Genomic DNA, 16,370 nt, shown 5'->3' on the forward strand with positions numbered 1-16,370 from the left:
TCCCGCGCCCGCATCACGCGCCGCCCGCGGCGGGAGCGGGATAGCGGCGGTCCAGGTCGAGGTTGAGTTCGAGCACGTTCACCCGGGGTTCGCCGAGGAATCCCAGTGTGCGGCCGTCGGTATGCGCCGCCACGACCTCGCGCACCGCGGCCGGATCGACGCCGCGCGCCGCGGCGACCCGGCGGACCTGGATATCGGCATAGGCGGGGGAGATGTGCGGGTCCAGGCCGCTACCGCTGCCGGTCACCGCGTCGGCGGGGACCGCCGGTTCCGCGGGGGCGTTCCCGGCGATCGGCACGATGCGCCCGGCCGAGTAGTCCTCGCCGTAGCGGGCACATTCGACCTGGACGCCCTGGTATTCGGCCACGAACACCACGGGTGCCGCACCCCGGCGGGTGGGGCAGGGTTCGTTCACGCTGACCACTCGTTCGGGTGTCACCGTGCCGTCGTGGTGAAAGGTTCCCAGCACGGCCAGTACCGCCCCGACACCTTCCGGGGTACAGAACGGCCGTGCCCCGTCCACGTCCTCCCGCGCGCCGACCTCCCGGCTACGGGTGCATACCTGCGTCAGCAGGCTCGGCGCGAAACCGGCTGTTTCCGGATCGGCGCCGGCGGCGAGCGACGCCGGATCGGCAGGCGTGTCGACGACGTCCTCCGGGCCGAGGTTGCCCGGTCCGGAGGCCAGCCCGTCGTAGCCGGCGGCGGAGGGCCGGCTCTGGAAGTACCAGGCGATCGGCGTTCCGTCCGCATCGGTGAACGACTGGCCGATCAGCGAACTGCCGGCGATACGGCCGTCGGTTTCGATGAGCGAACCGTCGGCCTTGTCGCTCAGCCCGGGAAGCCGGCCCACCGCCCAGACGCCGGCCGGATAGAGCAGACCGGTCACCAGGGTCAGCACCAGCAGCGCGCGCAGTGCCGCCAGATGCTGCCGGATCAGATCGGAAAGAGACATATCAGGACATCCCGGGGAGGTATCGGACGAAGAGGTCGATGATTGCGATCCCGGCGAACGGCGCGATGATCCCGCCGAGCCCGTAGATCGACAGATTGCGGCTCAGCAGGCCGGCCGCGCTGCCGGGTGTGTACCGGACACCGCGCAACGCCAGCGGGATGAGTGCCACGATGACGAGGGCGTTGAAGATCACCGCCGACAGGATCGCCGACTGCGGACTGGCCAGCCGCATGATGTTCAGCAGGTCGAGTCCGGGGAAGAGGCCGACGAACAGCGCCGGGATGATCGCGAAATATTTGGCGATATCGTTGGCGATCGAGAAGGTCGTCAGTGCCCCGCGGGTGATGAGCAGCTGTTTGCCGATCTCCACGATCTCGATCAGCTTCGTCGGATCGGAATCCAGGTCCACCATGTTCCCGGCCTCTTTGGCGGCCGAGGTGCCGGTGTTCATGGCGACCCCGACATCGGCCTGGGCCAGGGCCGGTGCGTCGTTGGTCCCGTCACCGGTCATGGCGACCAGCCGACCGCCGGCCTGCTCACGTTTGATCAGCTCGAGTTTGTCCTCCGGGGTGGCCTCGGCCAGGAAATCGTCCACCCCGGCCTCGTCCGCGATCGCCTTGGCGGTGCGCGGGTTGTCGCCGGTGATCATGACGGTGCGGATACCCATCCGGCGCATCTCGGCGAAACGCTCCCGCATGCCCTGCTTCACCACATCCTTGAGGTGGACGACGCCGAGCACCCGGGCGTCGCCGTCGACGATCTCGCCGACCACCAGGGGAGTGCCGCCCGCGGCCGAGATCCCGTCCACGAGGGTGCCCAGTTCGGTGGGCACCGTGCCGCCGTGGCCGCGGATCCATTCGGCGACCGAATTGGCCGCGCCCTTGCGCAACCGGTGTCCGTCCACATCCACTCCGGACATCCGGGTCGCGGCGCTGAACGCGACCCACTGTGCGTGGGTGAGTTCACCGGCGGTGCGTTCCCGCAGTCCGTACGCCTGTTTGGCGAACACCACGATCGACCGGCCCTCCGGGGTCTCGTCGGCGAGACTGGAAAGTTGCGCGGCGTCGGCCAGCCGGTCGGCCGTGATCCCGGCGAGCGGGACGAAATCCGCGGCCTGCCGGTTGCCGAGCGTGATGGTCCCGGTCTTGTCCAGCAGCAGTGTGTTCACATCGCCGGCGGCCTCGACCGCGCGCCCCGACATGGCCAGCACATTGCGCTGCACGAGCCGGTCCATTCCCGCGATCCCGATGGCCGAGAGCAGCGCGCCGATGGTGGTCGGGATCAGGCATACCAGCAGCGAGACGAGCGCTATCCCGGTGATCCCGTAGCTACCCAGCGTCGGGCCGTCCGGCACGCCCGGGTTGTTGTTCCTGGAATAGATCGCCAGCGGCTGCAGGGTGACCACCGCGACCACGAAGATGATGGTCAGGGCCGCCAGCAGGATGTTGAGCGCGATCTCGTTCGGCGTCTTCTGCCGGGCCGCACCCTCCACCAGGGCGATCATCTTGTCGATGAAGCTCTGGCCGGGCTCCTGGGTGATCCGGACGACGATCCGATCCGACAGCACCGTGGTACCCCCGGTCACCGCCGACCGGTCGCCGCCGGATTCCCGGATGACCGGGGCGGATTCACCGGTGATGGCCGATTCGTCCACCGAGGCGATCCCCTCGACCACATCACCGTCGCCCGGGATGACCTGCCCGGCCTCCACCACCACGTGGTCGCCGCGCCGCAGCTCCGGCGCCGGGACCGGTTCCTCGGTACCGGTCGCGCCCGGTGACCAGTCGGGCAGCCGCCGGGCGACCGTATCGGCTTTGGCCTTGCGCAAGCTGTCGGCCTGCGCTTTTCCGCGGCCCTCGGCGACCGCCTCGGCCAGATTGGCGAACACCACGGTCAGCCACAGCCACGCCACGATCGCCCAGGCGAAAAAGCCGGGCTCGGCGATCGCGAGCACGGTCGCCCAGACGGCGCCGACCTCCACGATGAACATCACCGGATTGCGCCACAGCGTCCGCGGATCCAGTTTGCGCACCGCCTGCGGTAGCGAGGTCAGCAGCATCTGCGGATCCAGCAGTCCGCCGCGGACCGGTTTCTTCCCGGACTGCGGTCCGGCCGGGAGCCCGGCGTGTTCGAGAGCGGGAGTGGACATCAGTGGAGCCCTTCGGCGAGTGGCCCGAGCGCCAGCGCGGGCAGGAAGGTGAGAGCGACCAGGATCACGGTCACGCCGACGACGAGGCCGACGAACTGCGGTCGATGGGTCGGCAGGGTGCCCTCCGATACGGGGGCGGTGCCCTGCCTGGCGAGTGCACCGGCCAGGGCCAGGGCCAGGATCATCGGCAGGAAGCGGCCGAACAGCATGGCCAGACCGAGCGCGGTGTTGAACCATTCGGTGTTACCGGTCAGGCCGCCGAACGCGGAGCCGTTGTTGTTTCCGGCCGAGGTGAAGGCGTAGAGCACTTCCGACAGCCCGTGTGGCCCGGAATTGAGCATGGACGCGCGCTGCCCGGGCAGGGCCATGGCGGCGGCGGTTCCGGTCAGCACGATCACCGGGGTGACGAGGAAATAGCCGGCGGCGAGTTTGATCTCGCGGGGGGTGATCTTCTTACCGAGGTACTCCGGTGTGCGCCCGACCATCAGCCCGGCGGCGAACACCGTGATCACCGCCAGGATCAGCATTCCGTACAGGCCCGACCCCACGCCGCCGGGCGCGACCTCACCCAGTTGCATATCGAACATCAGCACCATGCCGCCGAGGCCGGTGTACGAATCGTGCGCCGAATCGACGGCGCCCGTGGAGGTCAGTGTGGTGGCCGCGGCGAAGGTCGCCGAATTCGCCACCCCGAAGCGCTGTTCGACACCCTCCGACGCCGCCCCCACCGCGGCCGGCACGGTGCCGTGGTGCCCGAGCTGGAAGAGGTTCACCAGACCGATACTGATCAGCGCCAGCACGGTCATGACCGCGGTGATGGCGAACCCGTGCTTCGGGCTGTTCACCATGCGTCCGAAGGTGCGCGGTAAGGAAAAGGCGATGACCATCAGCAGGAAGATTTCCAGCCAGTTCGTCCACGCGACCGGATTCTCGAAGGGATGCGCGGCGTTGGCGTTGAAGAACCCGCCACCGTTGGTGCCGAGATTCTTGATGGCCTCCTGCCCCGCGACCGGTCCGCCGGGCAGGGTCTGCGTGGCTCCACCGAGGGTGGTCGCGACCTGATCGTGCAGGTGGAAATTCTGTACGACACCGCCGACGATGAGCACCACGGCCGCCACACCCGCGATCGGAAGCAGGATACGCAGCGTGCCACGCACCAGATCGACCCAGAAATTACCGAGTTCACCGGCCCGCGAGCGAGCGAAACCGCGGACGAATGCCATGGCGACGGCCATGCCGACCGCGGCCGAGACGAAGTTCTGCACCGACAGGCCCGCCGCCTGGACCAGATGGCCGAGCGTGGATTCGCCCGCGTAGTTCTGCCAGTTGGTGTTGGTGACGAAACTGACGGCGGTGTTCCATGCCAGCGCGGCGGTCATGGGGGTGCCGGGGTCGGCGGGGACCAGTGGCAGCTTGTCCTGGACCAGCAGCAGGACGAACAGGAAGATCACGCTGATCGCGGAGAAGGCCAGGACGCTGCGGGCGTACCCGCCCCAGGTCTGCTCACGGTCGGGGTCGGCGCCGATGATCCGGTAGATCCCCCGTTCGACGCGGGAATGGCCGGTGCGGGTGTAGACGCGGTACATATAGTCCCCGAGGGGGACGTGCACCAGAGCCAGCGCGATCACCAGGGCGGCGACGAACAACAGCCCGGCGGTGGTGGTACTCACTCAGAACCTCTCGGGGAACAGCAGGGCGGCCACCAGGAACACGGTCACCAGAACGGCCAGGACCAGCCCCACGGCATTGACGATGTTCACAAGCGCTCCACCATTCGCAGGACGAATCCGAGCACACCGAACACCGCGACCGTGACCACGAGAAAGGCCAGGATCGACACTTTCGCCTCCGTTCCGAGAACCTGGGGCAGCGCTGTGCGGCCGATCGGCCGCTGCTACCGAACCGGATCGAAACTACGAGCCGTGCGGTGCCGGGTTCGTGCCCGTTGACGGGTCCTTTACGGGCCGCGTGCCCGCATTGACGCCTTCCTTGCGCGTGTCACCCGCCTGTTGTGACCTGAATCGCCACCGGTCGTGTTCGCTCTGAGGGCTGTTGTGTTCCGTGCGGTGCGTCGCCACCGGCGAGCCGGTCATCGAACGAGCGATCTCGCTACCGAGAAGTGCTTCCTGCCGGGTCGATCGCGGGCAGTGCGGTAGGTGAAGTCTATGAGCAGCGGTATCCGCGAACCCGCCCGCGACACGGCGCCGAGGGCGCACGCTGTAGGGGAAGCGCATGTGTTCGCCACGCCCGTCTGATCGGATCTGTCCCGGCACGGACAACGGAGGATCGCTCATGCACCCGTTCGCCTATGAACCGCTCGAACTCGTCCAGGCCGTCATCCTGGCCGTGCGGTGCGTCCTGCACGTGTATTCGTCGGGCACACCGTGCGTACCCATCTGATGGTGCCGGGAACGCGACGGGCCTGCCGCTCCCGGCCGGGAAGCGGCAGGCCCGCGGAACGCCTTTCTCAGTAGCAATCGGTCGGTTCGCCCACCTTGACCACCGACAGCACCGCATCGCCTTCGCCGATCGGTGTGCCGGGCGCCGGTCTCTGCGCGACCACCACCCAGTTGCGGTCCACCACCTGCGACCTGCCCCGGCCGGTGGCGTCCTCGCTCCGGGAGTAGAAGACGCCGGTCGTCTGGATGAGGTCCTGTGCCGCCTGGAGGTTCATACAGACGACCGCGGGCATCGTTGCCGCGCTCGCGGTTTCCGCGACCGGAGGCGCCGTCTCGGTGCCGGACGATTGCGGCGCGGGCGCGGTGAGTGTGACGGTGGTGATCCGGACCGGGACCGCCGACGCGACAGGCGTGTACGACTCCGTATCCGGTTCGGGGGAACCACAGGCGGCGAGTACCGCCGCGGCCGCCGCGATCACGCACACGCAGAGTGTCTTCATGAGCATCCTCTCGACCTTCGATGAAGTGGTGTGGATCACTGGCAGATCGATCGGCTATCGATAGTTGTTACGCCGCGGCGGAAATCGACGGTGCGGGCATGGGGCCGGAGAGCGCGGAAGGGCCGGACCCGCCGAGTGGCGGATCCGGCCCCGGGAAGCTCGGGTCCCGCGAATTACACTGCGGCGGCGGCGAATCCGGCACGCAGATCGGCGAGGATATCCTCGATTCCCTCGATACCCACCGCCAGGCGCACCAGTCCCGGCGTGACACCTGAGCTGAGCTGCTCGTCCGGGGTCAGCTGGGAGTGGGTGGTCGAGGCGGGATGGATGACCAGCGAACGCACATCGCCGATATTGGCGACGTGGCTGTGCAGGGTCAGCGCGTCCACGAACTTCTTGCCCGCGTCGACACCGCCCGCCAGTTCGAAACCGACGACCGCGCCGGTGCCCTTGGGCGCCAACTCCTTACCCCGCTCGTACCAGGGGGAGGACGGCAGCCCCGCGTAGGACACCGAGGTGACTTCCGGCCGCTCGGTGAGGAATTCGGCGACCGCCTGCGCGTTCTGGACGTGCCGTTCCACTCGCAGGCTCAGCGTCTCCAGGCCCTGGCTGATCAGGAACGCGTTGAACGGCGCGATCGCGGTACCGAGGTCGCGCAGCAGCTGAACCCGCGCCTTGAGGGCGTAGGCCGGGGCGCCGAGGTCGGCGAACACGGCGCCGTGGTAGCTCGGGTCGGGCTCGGTGAAACCCGGGAAGCGGGGGCCGTCGGCGCCGCGGACCGTCCAGTCGAAGGTGCCGCCGTCGACGATCACGCCCGCGATCGCGGCGCCGTGGCCACCGAGGTACTTGGTCGCCGAGTGGACGACGATATCGGCGCCGTGCGCCAGGGGCTGGATCAGATACGGGGTCGCGACCGTGTTGTCGACGATCAACGGCAGGCCCGCGCCGTGCGCGACCTCGGCGATACCGGGGATGTCGAAGATGTGGTTCTGCGGGTTGGACACCGTCTCGCCGTAGAAGGCCTTGGTGTTCGGCCGGATGGCGGCCCGCCACTGGTCGAGATCGTCGGGGTCCTCGACGAAGGAGACCTCGATACCCAGCTTGGGCAGCGTGTAGTGGAACAGGTTGTAGGTGCCGCCGTAGAGCCGGGGGCTGGAGACGATGTGGTCACCGGCGCCGGCGATGTTCAGGATCGCCAGGGTCTCTGCCGCCTGCCCCGAGGACACCAGCAGTGCCGCGACTCCGCCTTCGAGTGCCGCGATCCGCTGTTCGACCGCGTCCTGAGTGGGGTTCATGATCCGGGTGTAGATATTGCCCGGCTCCGCCAGCCCGAACAGCGCCGCGGCGTGCGCGGTGTCGCGGAAGGTGTAGGAGGTGGTCTGGTAGATCGGGAGGGCCCGGGCGTTGGTGCTCGCGTCGGGGTCCTGGCCGACGTGGATCTGCTTGGTCTCGAAGCTCCAACCGGCGGACGGGTCGGCCGGCGGGGTGGTTTCGGTCATCGCGGAGTTCTCCTGTAGGTGAGAGGAACGGGACGAGCGCGCCGGACACAGCGAATTTGCCTCGGGCAGCACGCGTTTCCGGCCTGCCGCGGCCGGATGCGCCGCTGCGGCCCGTTCACGCTAGGGGTGGCCGACCGGAAATGGCCATGGTTTTGTTCGCGCGGATTCCAATCATGCCGTGACGGCGGGCCGCGCGCGATGCATTCCCGCCGATCGGCCGGTGCGCTCACGCGGCCGCGGCGCCGCGCGGCGCGTACATGATGATCGCGACCCCGGCCAGGCATAACAGTGCCCCGGCGATATCCCAGCGGTCCGGCCGGAATCCGTCGAGCGCCATGGCCCACAGCAGCGAGCCGGCGACGAACACCCCGCCGTACGCGGCGAGGATCCGGCCGAAATTCGCGTCGGGTTGCAGAGTGGCGACGAATCCGTACAGCCCCAGCGCGATCACGCCCGCGCCGATCCAGGCCCAGCCGCGATGTTCGCGCACGCCCTGCCACACCAGCCAGGCGCCGCCGATCTCGGCCAGGGCGGCCAGGGCGAACAGCAGGATCGACCGGATAACGCTCATGCGGGCGAGCCTACGAGACCCCCGGGTGGCGCGGGGTGGGCCGGGTTCGGTGGACACCGGTTTCGGCCATACAAGACAAAATAAGAAATATGTCTTACAGTCGATACATGGTGGTAGATACGTATCAAGATCGGGCCCGGTTCGAATTGCGCTCCGGCGAGACCTGGCGCGAGCCGTGGTCCATGTACGCCGCGCTGCGCGACCACGATCCGGTGCACCGCGTCGTTCCCGCCGACTACCCGGACAACGACTACTGGGTGCTCACCCGGCACGAGCACGTGTACGCCGCCGCCCGGGACACCGGCACCTTCTCCTCGGGCGCCGGGCTGACGGTGGAATACGGTGAGCTCGAACAGATCGGGCTCACCGGGAACCCGCCGATGGTGATGCAGGATCCGCCCGAACACACCGAGTTCCGCAAACTGGTCGCCCGCGGCTTCACGCCGCGTCAGGTCACCGAGGTGGAGCCGGTGGTGCGCCGATTCGTCCGGGATCGGCTGGACCGGCTGGCCGCCCATGGTGGCGGCGATATCGTGGCCGATCTGTTCAAACCGCTGCCGACCATGGTGGTCGCGCACTATCTCGGCGTCCCGGAGGAGGACCGTTCCCGTTTCGACGGCTGGACCGACGCGGTGGTCGCGGCCAGTACCCAGCGCACCGCGGACGCGCAGGCGGCGTCGATGGAGATGCTGGGTTATTTCGCCGAGCTCATCACGCGTCGCCGTACCGATCCGGGCGACGATACGGTGTCACTGCTCGTCCAGGCCGGTATCGGCGCCGACGACGCCGATGTGGACGGTCTGGTCCAGATCCTGGCCTACACCTGGACCATGGTCGCCGGCGGTAACGACACCACCACCGGCCTGCTCGGCGGTGCGGTGCAGTTGTTGCAGCGCTACCCGCAGCAGCGCGCGGCGCTGGCCGCCGATCCGGAGGACATCCGGGTCGCGATCGAGGAATTCGCCCGTCTCACCTCTCCCGTCCAGGGCCTGGCCCGGACCACGACCCGTCCGGTGGAGCTGGACGGCGTGACGATTCCCGCGGACCGTAAGGTGCTGCTCGTGTACGGCTCGGCGAATCGCGACGAACGGGTCTTCGGCGCCGATGCCGCCGACCTCGATATCGAGCGCAACCCACAGCGCATCATGACCTTCGGGCACGGCCCGCATCACTGCCTGGGCGCGGCCGCGGCCCGTATGCAGGCACGAGTGGCGCTGGAGGAACTGCTGGCGCGTTTCCCGGACTACCACGTCGATATCGACGCGGTCACCTACGCGCCCGGGCCGTACGTCCGGCGGCCGACCAGCGTTCCCTTCCGGTGCGTGGCGTGACCGATCGACGCGATCACCCGCTGCTCCGGATCGGCGTCGTGGCCGGTTCTCGCGCCTCGAACGGCGACCGGAGACCCCGTACCGGCGCCGGGCACGCCGGAGCCGCGCGGTGACCGGTGACTGGCTGGCCGCCGGGCGGACCGAACTGGCCGCGGAACGCATCCTCGACGCGGTGCGTGCCCTGGTCATCGACAAGGGCGCCGGCACGGTCGGTATGGCCGAGGTGGCCGAGGCGGCGGGCTGCTCGCGGGCGACCCTCTATCGTTATTTCGCCAACCGGCAGGCGCTGTATGTCGCCTTCGCCGGCCGGGAGGCCACCGGGCTCCTCGCGCGGGTCTGGCGTGACCGGCCGCTGGACGGGCCGGACCTGGCCGAACTCTTGCTCGACGGGATGACCGCCACGCTGGTCGAGGCCCGCGAAACCCCGCATCTGGCCGTCTGGTTCGAACCCGCGAATGCCGGAATCGTCGCGCGCCTTTCGGATTCGTCGGAGGTGATCGACGAACTCGTCGCGGTCTTCGTTACGCGACTGCGCCCGGACCTGTCCGCGGCGGCAGCGGATCGGCTGGGCCGGTGGGCGGTCCGGGTGATGATCTCCCTGCTGACCCTGCCACCAGCGACCGTGGACGAGGAGCGCGCCCTGCTGCGCGATTTCCTGCTCCCGTTCCTGCTGGGTACGGCTCCCGCGGCCGGCGGCCCGGCAGCGCCCGGATGACCTGCGCCACCCCGTGCCGTTCCAGCGCGCCGACGTAGGCGTGGCGCGGTAGCTTTGCGCCATGGACGCGATCTCCGGTCTGGACTATCCGCTGCTGCTCGCCGATTTCCAGGGCGAATTCCTGGCGTCGATTCCGGATGCCGATCCGGCGGCGCGAATCCCGGGTTGTGGTGACTGGACGGTCCGCGAACTGGTGGAGCATCTGGCCTCCGTCCACCACTGGGCCGCCGCGAACGCCCGCGCGGAGAAAGCCGAACCGCTGGGAGAGGGCTCGTTCGACCTCGCCACCCACTACGCCGCCTGCGCGACCGAACTCCGCGAGACCCTGGCGGCCCTGGACCCGCAGGCCCAGGGCCGGGTCCTGGCCCACCCCGAGCCCACAGCGCCGGGACCCGCATCGTTCTGGCGGCGCCGGCAGGTGCACGAAACGCTGATCCACGGGCACGACCTGCGGGCGGCCATCGCGGGGAAGGCGGCCCGTGGCCTGATCCGGGCGGTCCCCGAGGTGTGGGCGGATACGGTGGACGAGGTGGTGGGGTTGTTCTATCCGCGGCAGGTGGGGATGGGCCGGCTGGAGCCGCTGGAGGCGGCACTGCGGTTGGTGGCCACCGACCTCGCCGATCCGGCCGAGTGGGTGCTCGGCGAGTCGGAGTCCACGGCCGGCGCCGCGTCGGGGACGGCCGAAGGACTGGCACTGCTGCTGTGGGGCCGGGCGAGCGCGGACGAAGCGGGCGTCGATATCTCCGGCGACACCGATCACGTCGCGGCGATCCTGAGCCTGCCGATCGTGCCCTGACAGCCACCACGGCCGGATGGCCGAGCGGGCCTGTACCGAACGCGGCTATCCCAGCTCGGCGAGACTGCGGGACCAGCGGTCCAGTCGCGCGCTATCGACCGGTTCGTACCCCGGGTCCTGCCGGGTCGCGGCGAGCACCTCGTGGCCGAGCCGCCGGATGCGCTGATGCCGGGTCCAGTGCGCCCGCGCCCATTCCGGCTCGTTGTGGGCGGCGTCGATCGCGCCCAGGGTGGAACCCATCAGTTCGAATTCCAGCTCCCGCCGCAGGGCAGGGACCCCGGGCACCGTTTCGCGCGGCGCGGGAAGGGTGCCGCGCGGTGGACCCGTCGGCGCGATGTGCCGCGAGTCCGGTGGTGTCGTATGCGGGGAGTGCGCTCGACCTTCGCGCAGAGCCCGGCCCGGGGATACGCGGTGCAGGAGGTGACCGATGACCTCGAGTACCCGCTGATCGTTGCGCAGCAGCACCCGCCGGTGGGCCCGCCGGTCGACCGCCCACAGCGCGGCCAGCCCGATCACCACACCGATCACGCTCTCCAGCAGGCGGTCGCGCAGCACCGGGAATATATCGCCGTACTGCCCACCCCCACCCATCAGCAATGCCAGCGGCGTGATGAAGACGACCGCCAGCCCGTAATTCCGGGCGACGAACATCTCGATCGCGAACTGCAGGGTCATCAGGATCAGCACCAGCGCCCAGTTCCGGGGTTCCAGTGCGTAGAGCGCGGCGAACAGCGCCAGCCCCAGCGCGGTACCGCCGATCCGGTGCACCCCGCGGTAGGTGCCGCGTACCCGGTCCGGGCCCTGGTGCAGCAGGACCGTGACCGTGAGGACCGCCCAGTCAGGGCGACCGAGATCCAGGGCGACGGTCGAACAGCCGGCGAGTAGCGCGGCGACCCCGATCCGGTTCGCCGAGACCACCGCATGGCTGTCCGGTGAGAGCGACCGCAGGAGCCGGTAGCGCAGCGACGGCCGCGGTGTCGGTGCGGGCCGGCCGGTATCGAAGAGCAGATCCGATTCGTCGTCGGTGGCCCGGTTGCGGTGCAGAGCGTCGGCGAAGGTGCGCTGGGCGCCGCTCAGCGTGGCGGCGAGACCGTCGGAGCCGGTGCGCCGGGCGTCGTCGAGCAACGCCCACGCCGTCTGTACCTTCATCGCGGTCGCGTAGCGCGCGTCCACCAGGCCCGCGGCCCCGGGGGCGAGGGCGGTGTAGTCGTCCACCGCGGTGATCGCGGCGGCCACCGCCCGCTCCTCCGGCGGGTGGGCCCGCGTCAGCGCCGCCGACATACCGACCAGCAGGGCACTGACCCCGCCGAGGGCCGTCCACAGTGCCACCTGCCCGGGCGGGACGCCGTGCCCGGTGATCAGCGCCCCGACCCCGGCGGCCAGGACGAAGAAGAACCCGCCCGGCGGACCCAGCCGCAGCGCCGAGTTCACGAAGGTGCCGGTCACCGCGACCGCCGACATCAGCAGCACCAGCAGCAGCTGCCACCAGTGCGTGCCGCCCGAGTCGAGCCGCTGGTGGATCAGTTCCCCGGTGAGGCCGCCGGCGAACGCCGAGATCGTGAGTGCCAGCGCGGCCGCCCCGACGACCCGCCGGCGGCGCCGATACACCTGGCCTTCACCGAAGATGACCGCCAGCGCGCCTGTCGCGGCCATCAAGCCCTGTTGTTCGTGCCCCAGGGCCACCGCGACCAGCGCCGGCGCACCGAATGCCAGGGCCGCGCGCGCCGCCCCGGGCAGTCGCCGCCCGGCGGGCGGCAGACCGAACAGGACCGAGCGGGCCGGAGCGGGTGAGGGGAGCGTCGGACCGTCCGGAGCCACCATTCACCCTCTCCTCACCTGGTCGTTCACTCCTCGGTGACGAATCCTTGCGCGACCATCCAGTCGCGCGCCACCTCCGCGGGCTCCCGGCCCTCGACATCGACCTGCCGGTTCAGTTCCGTGATCGACTCGTTGGTCAGCAACCGGGAGATGGGTGCCATGACCTCGGCGATCCGCGGATGCGCCCGGGCGAAATCCGCACGCATCACCAGAGCGGCATTGTACTTCGGGAAGAAGGAGCGGTCGTCGCGCAGCAGGACCAGGTCGAGTCCGGGGATCCGGCCGTCGGTGGCCGCGACCGATCCGAATCCGCACTGCGCGGCGTCGGCGGTCGCCTGATAGACCACGGCGTCCTGGACGATCCGCTTGGGCACCTGCCCGCCGTCGATGCCGTATGCGCGGGTCAAACCGGGGAATCCGTCCTGGCGCACATTGAACTCGGTGCCCACGCAGATACTCGCCGCAGCGGGGTCGGTGCCGACCAGGCGCGCGTAGTCCGACAGGGTCCAGGTGCCGGTCCGTTCGGCGGTGCGCCGGGCGGTCGCGAGCGCGTAGGTGTTGTTCATGGGCGCCATCGCCGTCCACACCATGTCGTGCGCGGCCAGATCCGCGTCACGTACCGCCGCGAACTGGCCCTGTTCGTCCGGGACCGGTTTCTCGTTGCCGAGATAGTTGACCCAGCCGGTGCCGGTGTAGTCGTAGGCGATATCGATCTGCCCGTTGACCTGGGCGTCGCGCAGACTGTTGGAGCCCTGGATATTGGTGAGGTCCCGGACTTCGGCCCCGGCCGCGACCAGCGCGTATTCGATGATGTAGCCGAGGATGTTCTGTTCGGTGAAATCCTTGGAGCCCACGGTGACGGTGACACCCGCCAGCTCCGGGTCCGGGCGGATACTGCCGGGCCCGACCGGTAGCGGGACCGCGCTCCCGGCCTGGAGACCGCATCCGGCCAGTAGCAGTACCGCCGCCAGGAGGAGCAGCCGTGCCGGTCGGACGGTTCTCATCGCAGCCCCCGCGGGCCGAGGAACCGTTCCGCCACCGCGCCCAGCCAGTCCACCAGCAGGGCCAGTGCCACCGCGAGCACCGCGCCGACCACCAGCGTGACGTTATCGCGCAGTTTGTAGCCGGTGTCGATCAGAATCCCCAACCCACCCGCGCTGACCAGGAACGACAGCGTGGCGGTGCCGACGGCCAGCACCAGCGAGGTGCGCAGCCCGGCCAGGATGTAGGGGACGGCGAGCGGGAATTCGATCCGGCGCAGGACGGTCGCCGCGGACATTCCCTGTCCGCGCCCGGCGTCCACCAGCATCGGATCCACTTCCTGATAGCCCAGGATGGTGTTGCGCAGGACCGGCAGCAGCGAATAGAACGCGATCGGTGCCACCCCGATCCAGAACCCGGTGGTGCGGGTGGCGAGATAGAACAGCACGATCAGCCCGATCGCCGGTGCGGAGGCGCCGATATTGGCGATAGCGACGACGAACGGCGCCGCGCGGCGATAGCCGGGTCTGGTGAGCAGGGTGCCCAGCGGGACCGCGACCACCACCACGAGCAGTACCACAGTGGCGGTGATCAGGATGTGCTGCCAGGTGACGGTGGCGATATTGCCGGCGTTGAGGCTCGCCTGCTGGGTGACGGTCAGATCGCGCCGGAACGCCCACACCAGCACTCCCGCGGTGAGCAGCCCGACGAGCACCGGCTGGACCAGCAACCGGAGCCGCTCGGCCCGCCATTGCGCCGAACGCTGCCCCGATGCGGTGGGTGCCACCAGGGTGGTCATGCCGGCACATCCGTCGCCGTGCCGGTGCCGGGCTCGGTCCGCAGCCCGGCCAGGTGGCCGACCAGGGTGTCGATCGTGACCAGTCCCGCGTACTTTCCGTCCGGCCCGGTGACCACCGCGGTCGCGTTCCGGTCACCCAGCAGCGCGGCCAGCCCCTCCTGGAGAGTCGATTCGGCAGACAGTGTCTCGGCCGCGGTCCCGGCCCCGCCGACAGAGTCGGCGTGGGCGAGGTCCGCGGTGGTGAGCCAGCGCAACGGCCGCCCCGCGGTGTCGAGCACCAGGGCGCGGGCTCCGTCCGCGATCGCCGTCCGCGCCACGTCGACCGGAGCGTCCTCGGTGACCGTGGCGCATTCCTCGAGCGTGACCTCCCGGATCCGGGTCAGGGTCAGCTGTTTGAGTGCGGCGTCGGAGCCGGCGAATCCGGCGACGGTCTCGTCCGCCGGGTCGGCCAGGATCGCGGCCGGCCGGTCGTATTGCAGGATCCGGGACCGGTCACCCAGGACCGCGATCCGGTCGCCGAGTTTCACCGCCTCGTTGAAATCGTGGGTGACGAAGACGATCGTCTTGCCCAGTTCGGCCTGCAGTCGGAGCAATTCGTCCTGAAGCAGGCCGCGGGTGATCGGGTCCACCGCGCCGAAGGGTTCGTCCATCAGCAGGATCGGCGGGTCCGCGGCCAGGGCCCGCGCCACCCCCACCCGCTGTTGCTGCCCGCCGGACAGCTGTCGCGGATACCGGTGCCGGTAGGTCCCGGGATCCAGTCCGACCAATTCCAGCATCTCGTCGGTGCGGGCGGCGATGCGCTTGCGATCCCAGCCGATCAATCCCGGGACGGTCGCGATGTTCCGCGCGACGGTCATATGCGGGAACAGCCCCGCCTGCTGGATGGAGTACCCGATACCGCGGCGCAACCGGTCGGGGTCGATCTCGGCGGCGTCGCGGCCGTCGATGGTCACCGTGCCGGAGGTGGGCTCGATCAGCCGGTTGATCATCCGCATGGTGGTGGTCTTCCCGCAGCCCGACGGCCCGACCAGTACCACGATCTCACCGGCCGGTATCGTCATCGAGACTGCGTCCACGGCCGGATCCTGTTGTCCCGGGTACTGTTTGGTGACGGCGTCGAGCACGATCTCGACCCCGGACACCGCCGCCGTACGGTTCGCCGAATCAGTCACGAATTCCCCTCGAAATGGTGAAACGTCCGACGAGGACGAAGATCCCGTCGAGAACCAGGGCGAGTGCGACGATCAGCACGGTGCCCGTGAGCGCCTGCGGTACCGCGTTGGGGCTACCGAGCCGGGCCAGCCCGGAGAAGATCAGATTCCCCAGCCCGGGGCCCTTCGCGTAGGCGGCCAGCGCCAGAATGCCCATGATCAACTGGGTGCTCACCCGCATGCCGGTCAAAATCGACGGCCACGCCAGCGGCAGTTCGATCGCGGCGAGCACCCGAAACCGGTTCATCCCCACCCCGCGCGCCGCATCCACCACCGCGGTATCCACCGCGGAGAGACCTACGAGAGTGTTGCGCAGGATCGGCAGCAGCGCGTAGAGCACCAGCGCGGTCACCGTCGGCGCGACACCCAGGCCCATGAGAGGAATGAGCAGGCCGAGCAGGGCGAACGACGGCACCGTCAGAATGGTCCCGGCCGCCGCGGTCGCGGCCGCCGAGCCGATCGGACTGCGGTACACGGCGATACCCACGGCCACCGCCACCACCGTCGCGATGAGCAGGGACTGCACGACCGCCGAGACGTGCAGACAGGAGTCGACGAAGAGCTGATGCCGTCGTTCCACGACGAAGCTCCACCATGTATCCAGGATCCGACCTCCCGTTCCGGCCTGCAGCGAGGCTATCGCGACCTC

Annotated in this window: 15 protein-coding genes; 3 read left to right on the forward strand and 12 right to left on the reverse strand. The window is 69.5% G+C overall.

Annotated features, from left to right (window positions below):
• Window positions 1-13 precede the first annotated feature (13 nt).
• The 7 genes from IG75_RS0100680 to IG75_RS0100720 all read right to left on the reverse strand — a co-directional run bounded on the left by IG75_RS0100680 (window position 14) and on the right by IG75_RS0100720 (window position 8,070).
• Window positions 14-952 carry a potassium-transporting ATPase subunit C gene (locus IG75_RS0100680; protein WP_030519153.1) on the reverse strand — a complete coding sequence of 313 codons (939 nt, stop codon included), beginning with the start codon at window positions 950-952 and terminating at the stop codon, window positions 14-16.
• Window position 953: 1 nt separating this feature from the next.
• The gene (kdpB, locus tag IG75_RS0100685) at window positions 954-3,101 is read right to left on the reverse strand and encodes a potassium-transporting ATPase subunit KdpB (RefSeq protein ID WP_030519154.1); all 2,148 of its coding nucleotides are present in this window, start codon (window positions 3,099-3,101) and stop codon (window positions 954-956) included.
• Complete coding sequence (kdpA, locus tag IG75_RS0100690) at window positions 3,101-4,771, reverse strand: potassium-transporting ATPase subunit KdpA (RefSeq protein WP_030519155.1); 1,671 nt, start codon at window positions 4,769-4,771, stop codon at window positions 3,101-3,103. The genes kdpB and kdpA overlap by 1 nt, the downstream gene beginning before the upstream one ends.
• The gene (locus IG75_RS37810) at window positions 4,772-4,861 is read right to left on the reverse strand and encodes a potassium-transporting ATPase subunit F (protein ID WP_063045258.1); all 90 of its coding nucleotides are present in this window, start codon (window positions 4,859-4,861) and stop codon (window positions 4,772-4,774) included.
• Between the two features lie 707 nt (window positions 4,862-5,568).
• Window positions 5,569-6,000, reverse strand: a complete 432-nt coding sequence (locus IG75_RS0100710; protein ID WP_030519156.1) for a hypothetical protein — start codon at window positions 5,998-6,000, stop codon at window positions 5,569-5,571.
• 173 nt (window positions 6,001-6,173) lie between these two features.
• Complete coding sequence (locus IG75_RS0100715) at window positions 6,174-7,499, reverse strand: bifunctional o-acetylhomoserine/o-acetylserine sulfhydrylase (RefSeq protein ID WP_030519157.1); 1,326 nt, start codon at window positions 7,497-7,499, stop codon at window positions 6,174-6,176.
• A gap of 226 nt (window positions 7,500-7,725) precedes the next feature.
• The gene (locus IG75_RS0100720; protein ID WP_030519158.1) at window positions 7,726-8,070 is read right to left on the reverse strand and encodes a YnfA family protein; all 345 of its coding nucleotides are present in this window, start codon (window positions 8,068-8,070) and stop codon (window positions 7,726-7,728) included.
• Window positions 8,071-8,177: 107 nt separating this feature from the next.
• On the opposite strand from IG75_RS0100720, the gene IG75_RS0100725 reads away from it, so the two are divergent.
• The 3 genes from IG75_RS0100725 (at window position 8,178) to IG75_RS0100740 (ending at window position 10,912) form a co-directional block, all read left to right on the forward strand.
• A complete protein-coding gene (locus tag IG75_RS0100725) occupies window positions 8,178-9,401 on the forward strand; it encodes a cytochrome P450 (protein WP_030519159.1) in 1,224 nt (407 codons plus the stop codon).
• Window positions 9,402-9,510: 109 nt separating this feature from the next.
• On the forward strand, window positions 9,511-10,116 hold the full coding sequence (locus tag IG75_RS0100735; RefSeq protein WP_030519160.1) for a TetR/AcrR family transcriptional regulator: 606 nt from the start codon (window positions 9,511-9,513) through the stop codon (window positions 10,114-10,116).
• Between the two features lie 61 nt (window positions 10,117-10,177).
• The gene (locus IG75_RS0100740) at window positions 10,178-10,912 is read left to right on the forward strand and encodes a maleylpyruvate isomerase N-terminal domain-containing protein (RefSeq protein WP_036512028.1); all 735 of its coding nucleotides are present in this window, start codon (window positions 10,178-10,180) and stop codon (window positions 10,910-10,912) included.
• Between the two features lie 45 nt (window positions 10,913-10,957).
• On the opposite strand, the gene IG75_RS0100745 is transcribed toward IG75_RS0100740, so the two are convergent.
• The 5 genes from IG75_RS0100745 to IG75_RS0100765 are packed head-to-tail and all read right to left on the reverse strand — an operon-like array spanning window position 10,958 to window position 16,325.
• Window positions 10,958-12,733: an FUSC family protein gene (locus IG75_RS0100745; protein ID WP_030519162.1), complete on the reverse strand. Its 1,776-nt coding sequence runs from the start codon at window positions 12,731-12,733 to the stop codon at window positions 10,958-10,960.
• 23 nt (window positions 12,734-12,756) lie between these two features.
• The gene (locus IG75_RS0100750) at window positions 12,757-13,734 is read right to left on the reverse strand and encodes a glycine betaine ABC transporter substrate-binding protein (protein ID WP_030519163.1); all 978 of its coding nucleotides are present in this window, start codon (window positions 13,732-13,734) and stop codon (window positions 12,757-12,759) included.
• A complete protein-coding gene (locus tag IG75_RS0100755) occupies window positions 13,731-14,510 on the reverse strand; it encodes an ABC transporter permease (protein ID WP_030519164.1) in 780 nt (259 codons plus the stop codon). The genes IG75_RS0100750 and IG75_RS0100755 overlap by 4 nt, the downstream gene beginning before the upstream one ends.
• Window positions 14,507-15,682, reverse strand: a complete 1,176-nt coding sequence (locus tag IG75_RS0100760) for an ABC transporter ATP-binding protein (protein WP_051714052.1) — start codon at window positions 15,680-15,682, stop codon at window positions 14,507-14,509. Before IG75_RS0100760 ends, IG75_RS0100755 begins: the two co-directional genes overlap by 4 nt.
• Window positions 15,675-16,325 carry an ABC transporter permease gene (locus tag IG75_RS0100765; RefSeq protein WP_030519166.1) on the reverse strand — a complete coding sequence of 217 codons (651 nt, stop codon included), beginning with the start codon at window positions 16,323-16,325 and terminating at the stop codon, window positions 15,675-15,677. Before IG75_RS0100765 ends, IG75_RS0100760 begins: the two co-directional genes overlap by 8 nt.
• Window positions 16,326-16,370 lie beyond the last annotated feature (45 nt).

The organism is Nocardia rhamnosiphila NBRC 108938 (assembly GCF_000720425.1).
Classification (GTDB): Bacteria; Actinomycetota; Actinomycetes; order Mycobacteriales; family Mycobacteriaceae; genus Nocardia; species Nocardia rhamnosiphila.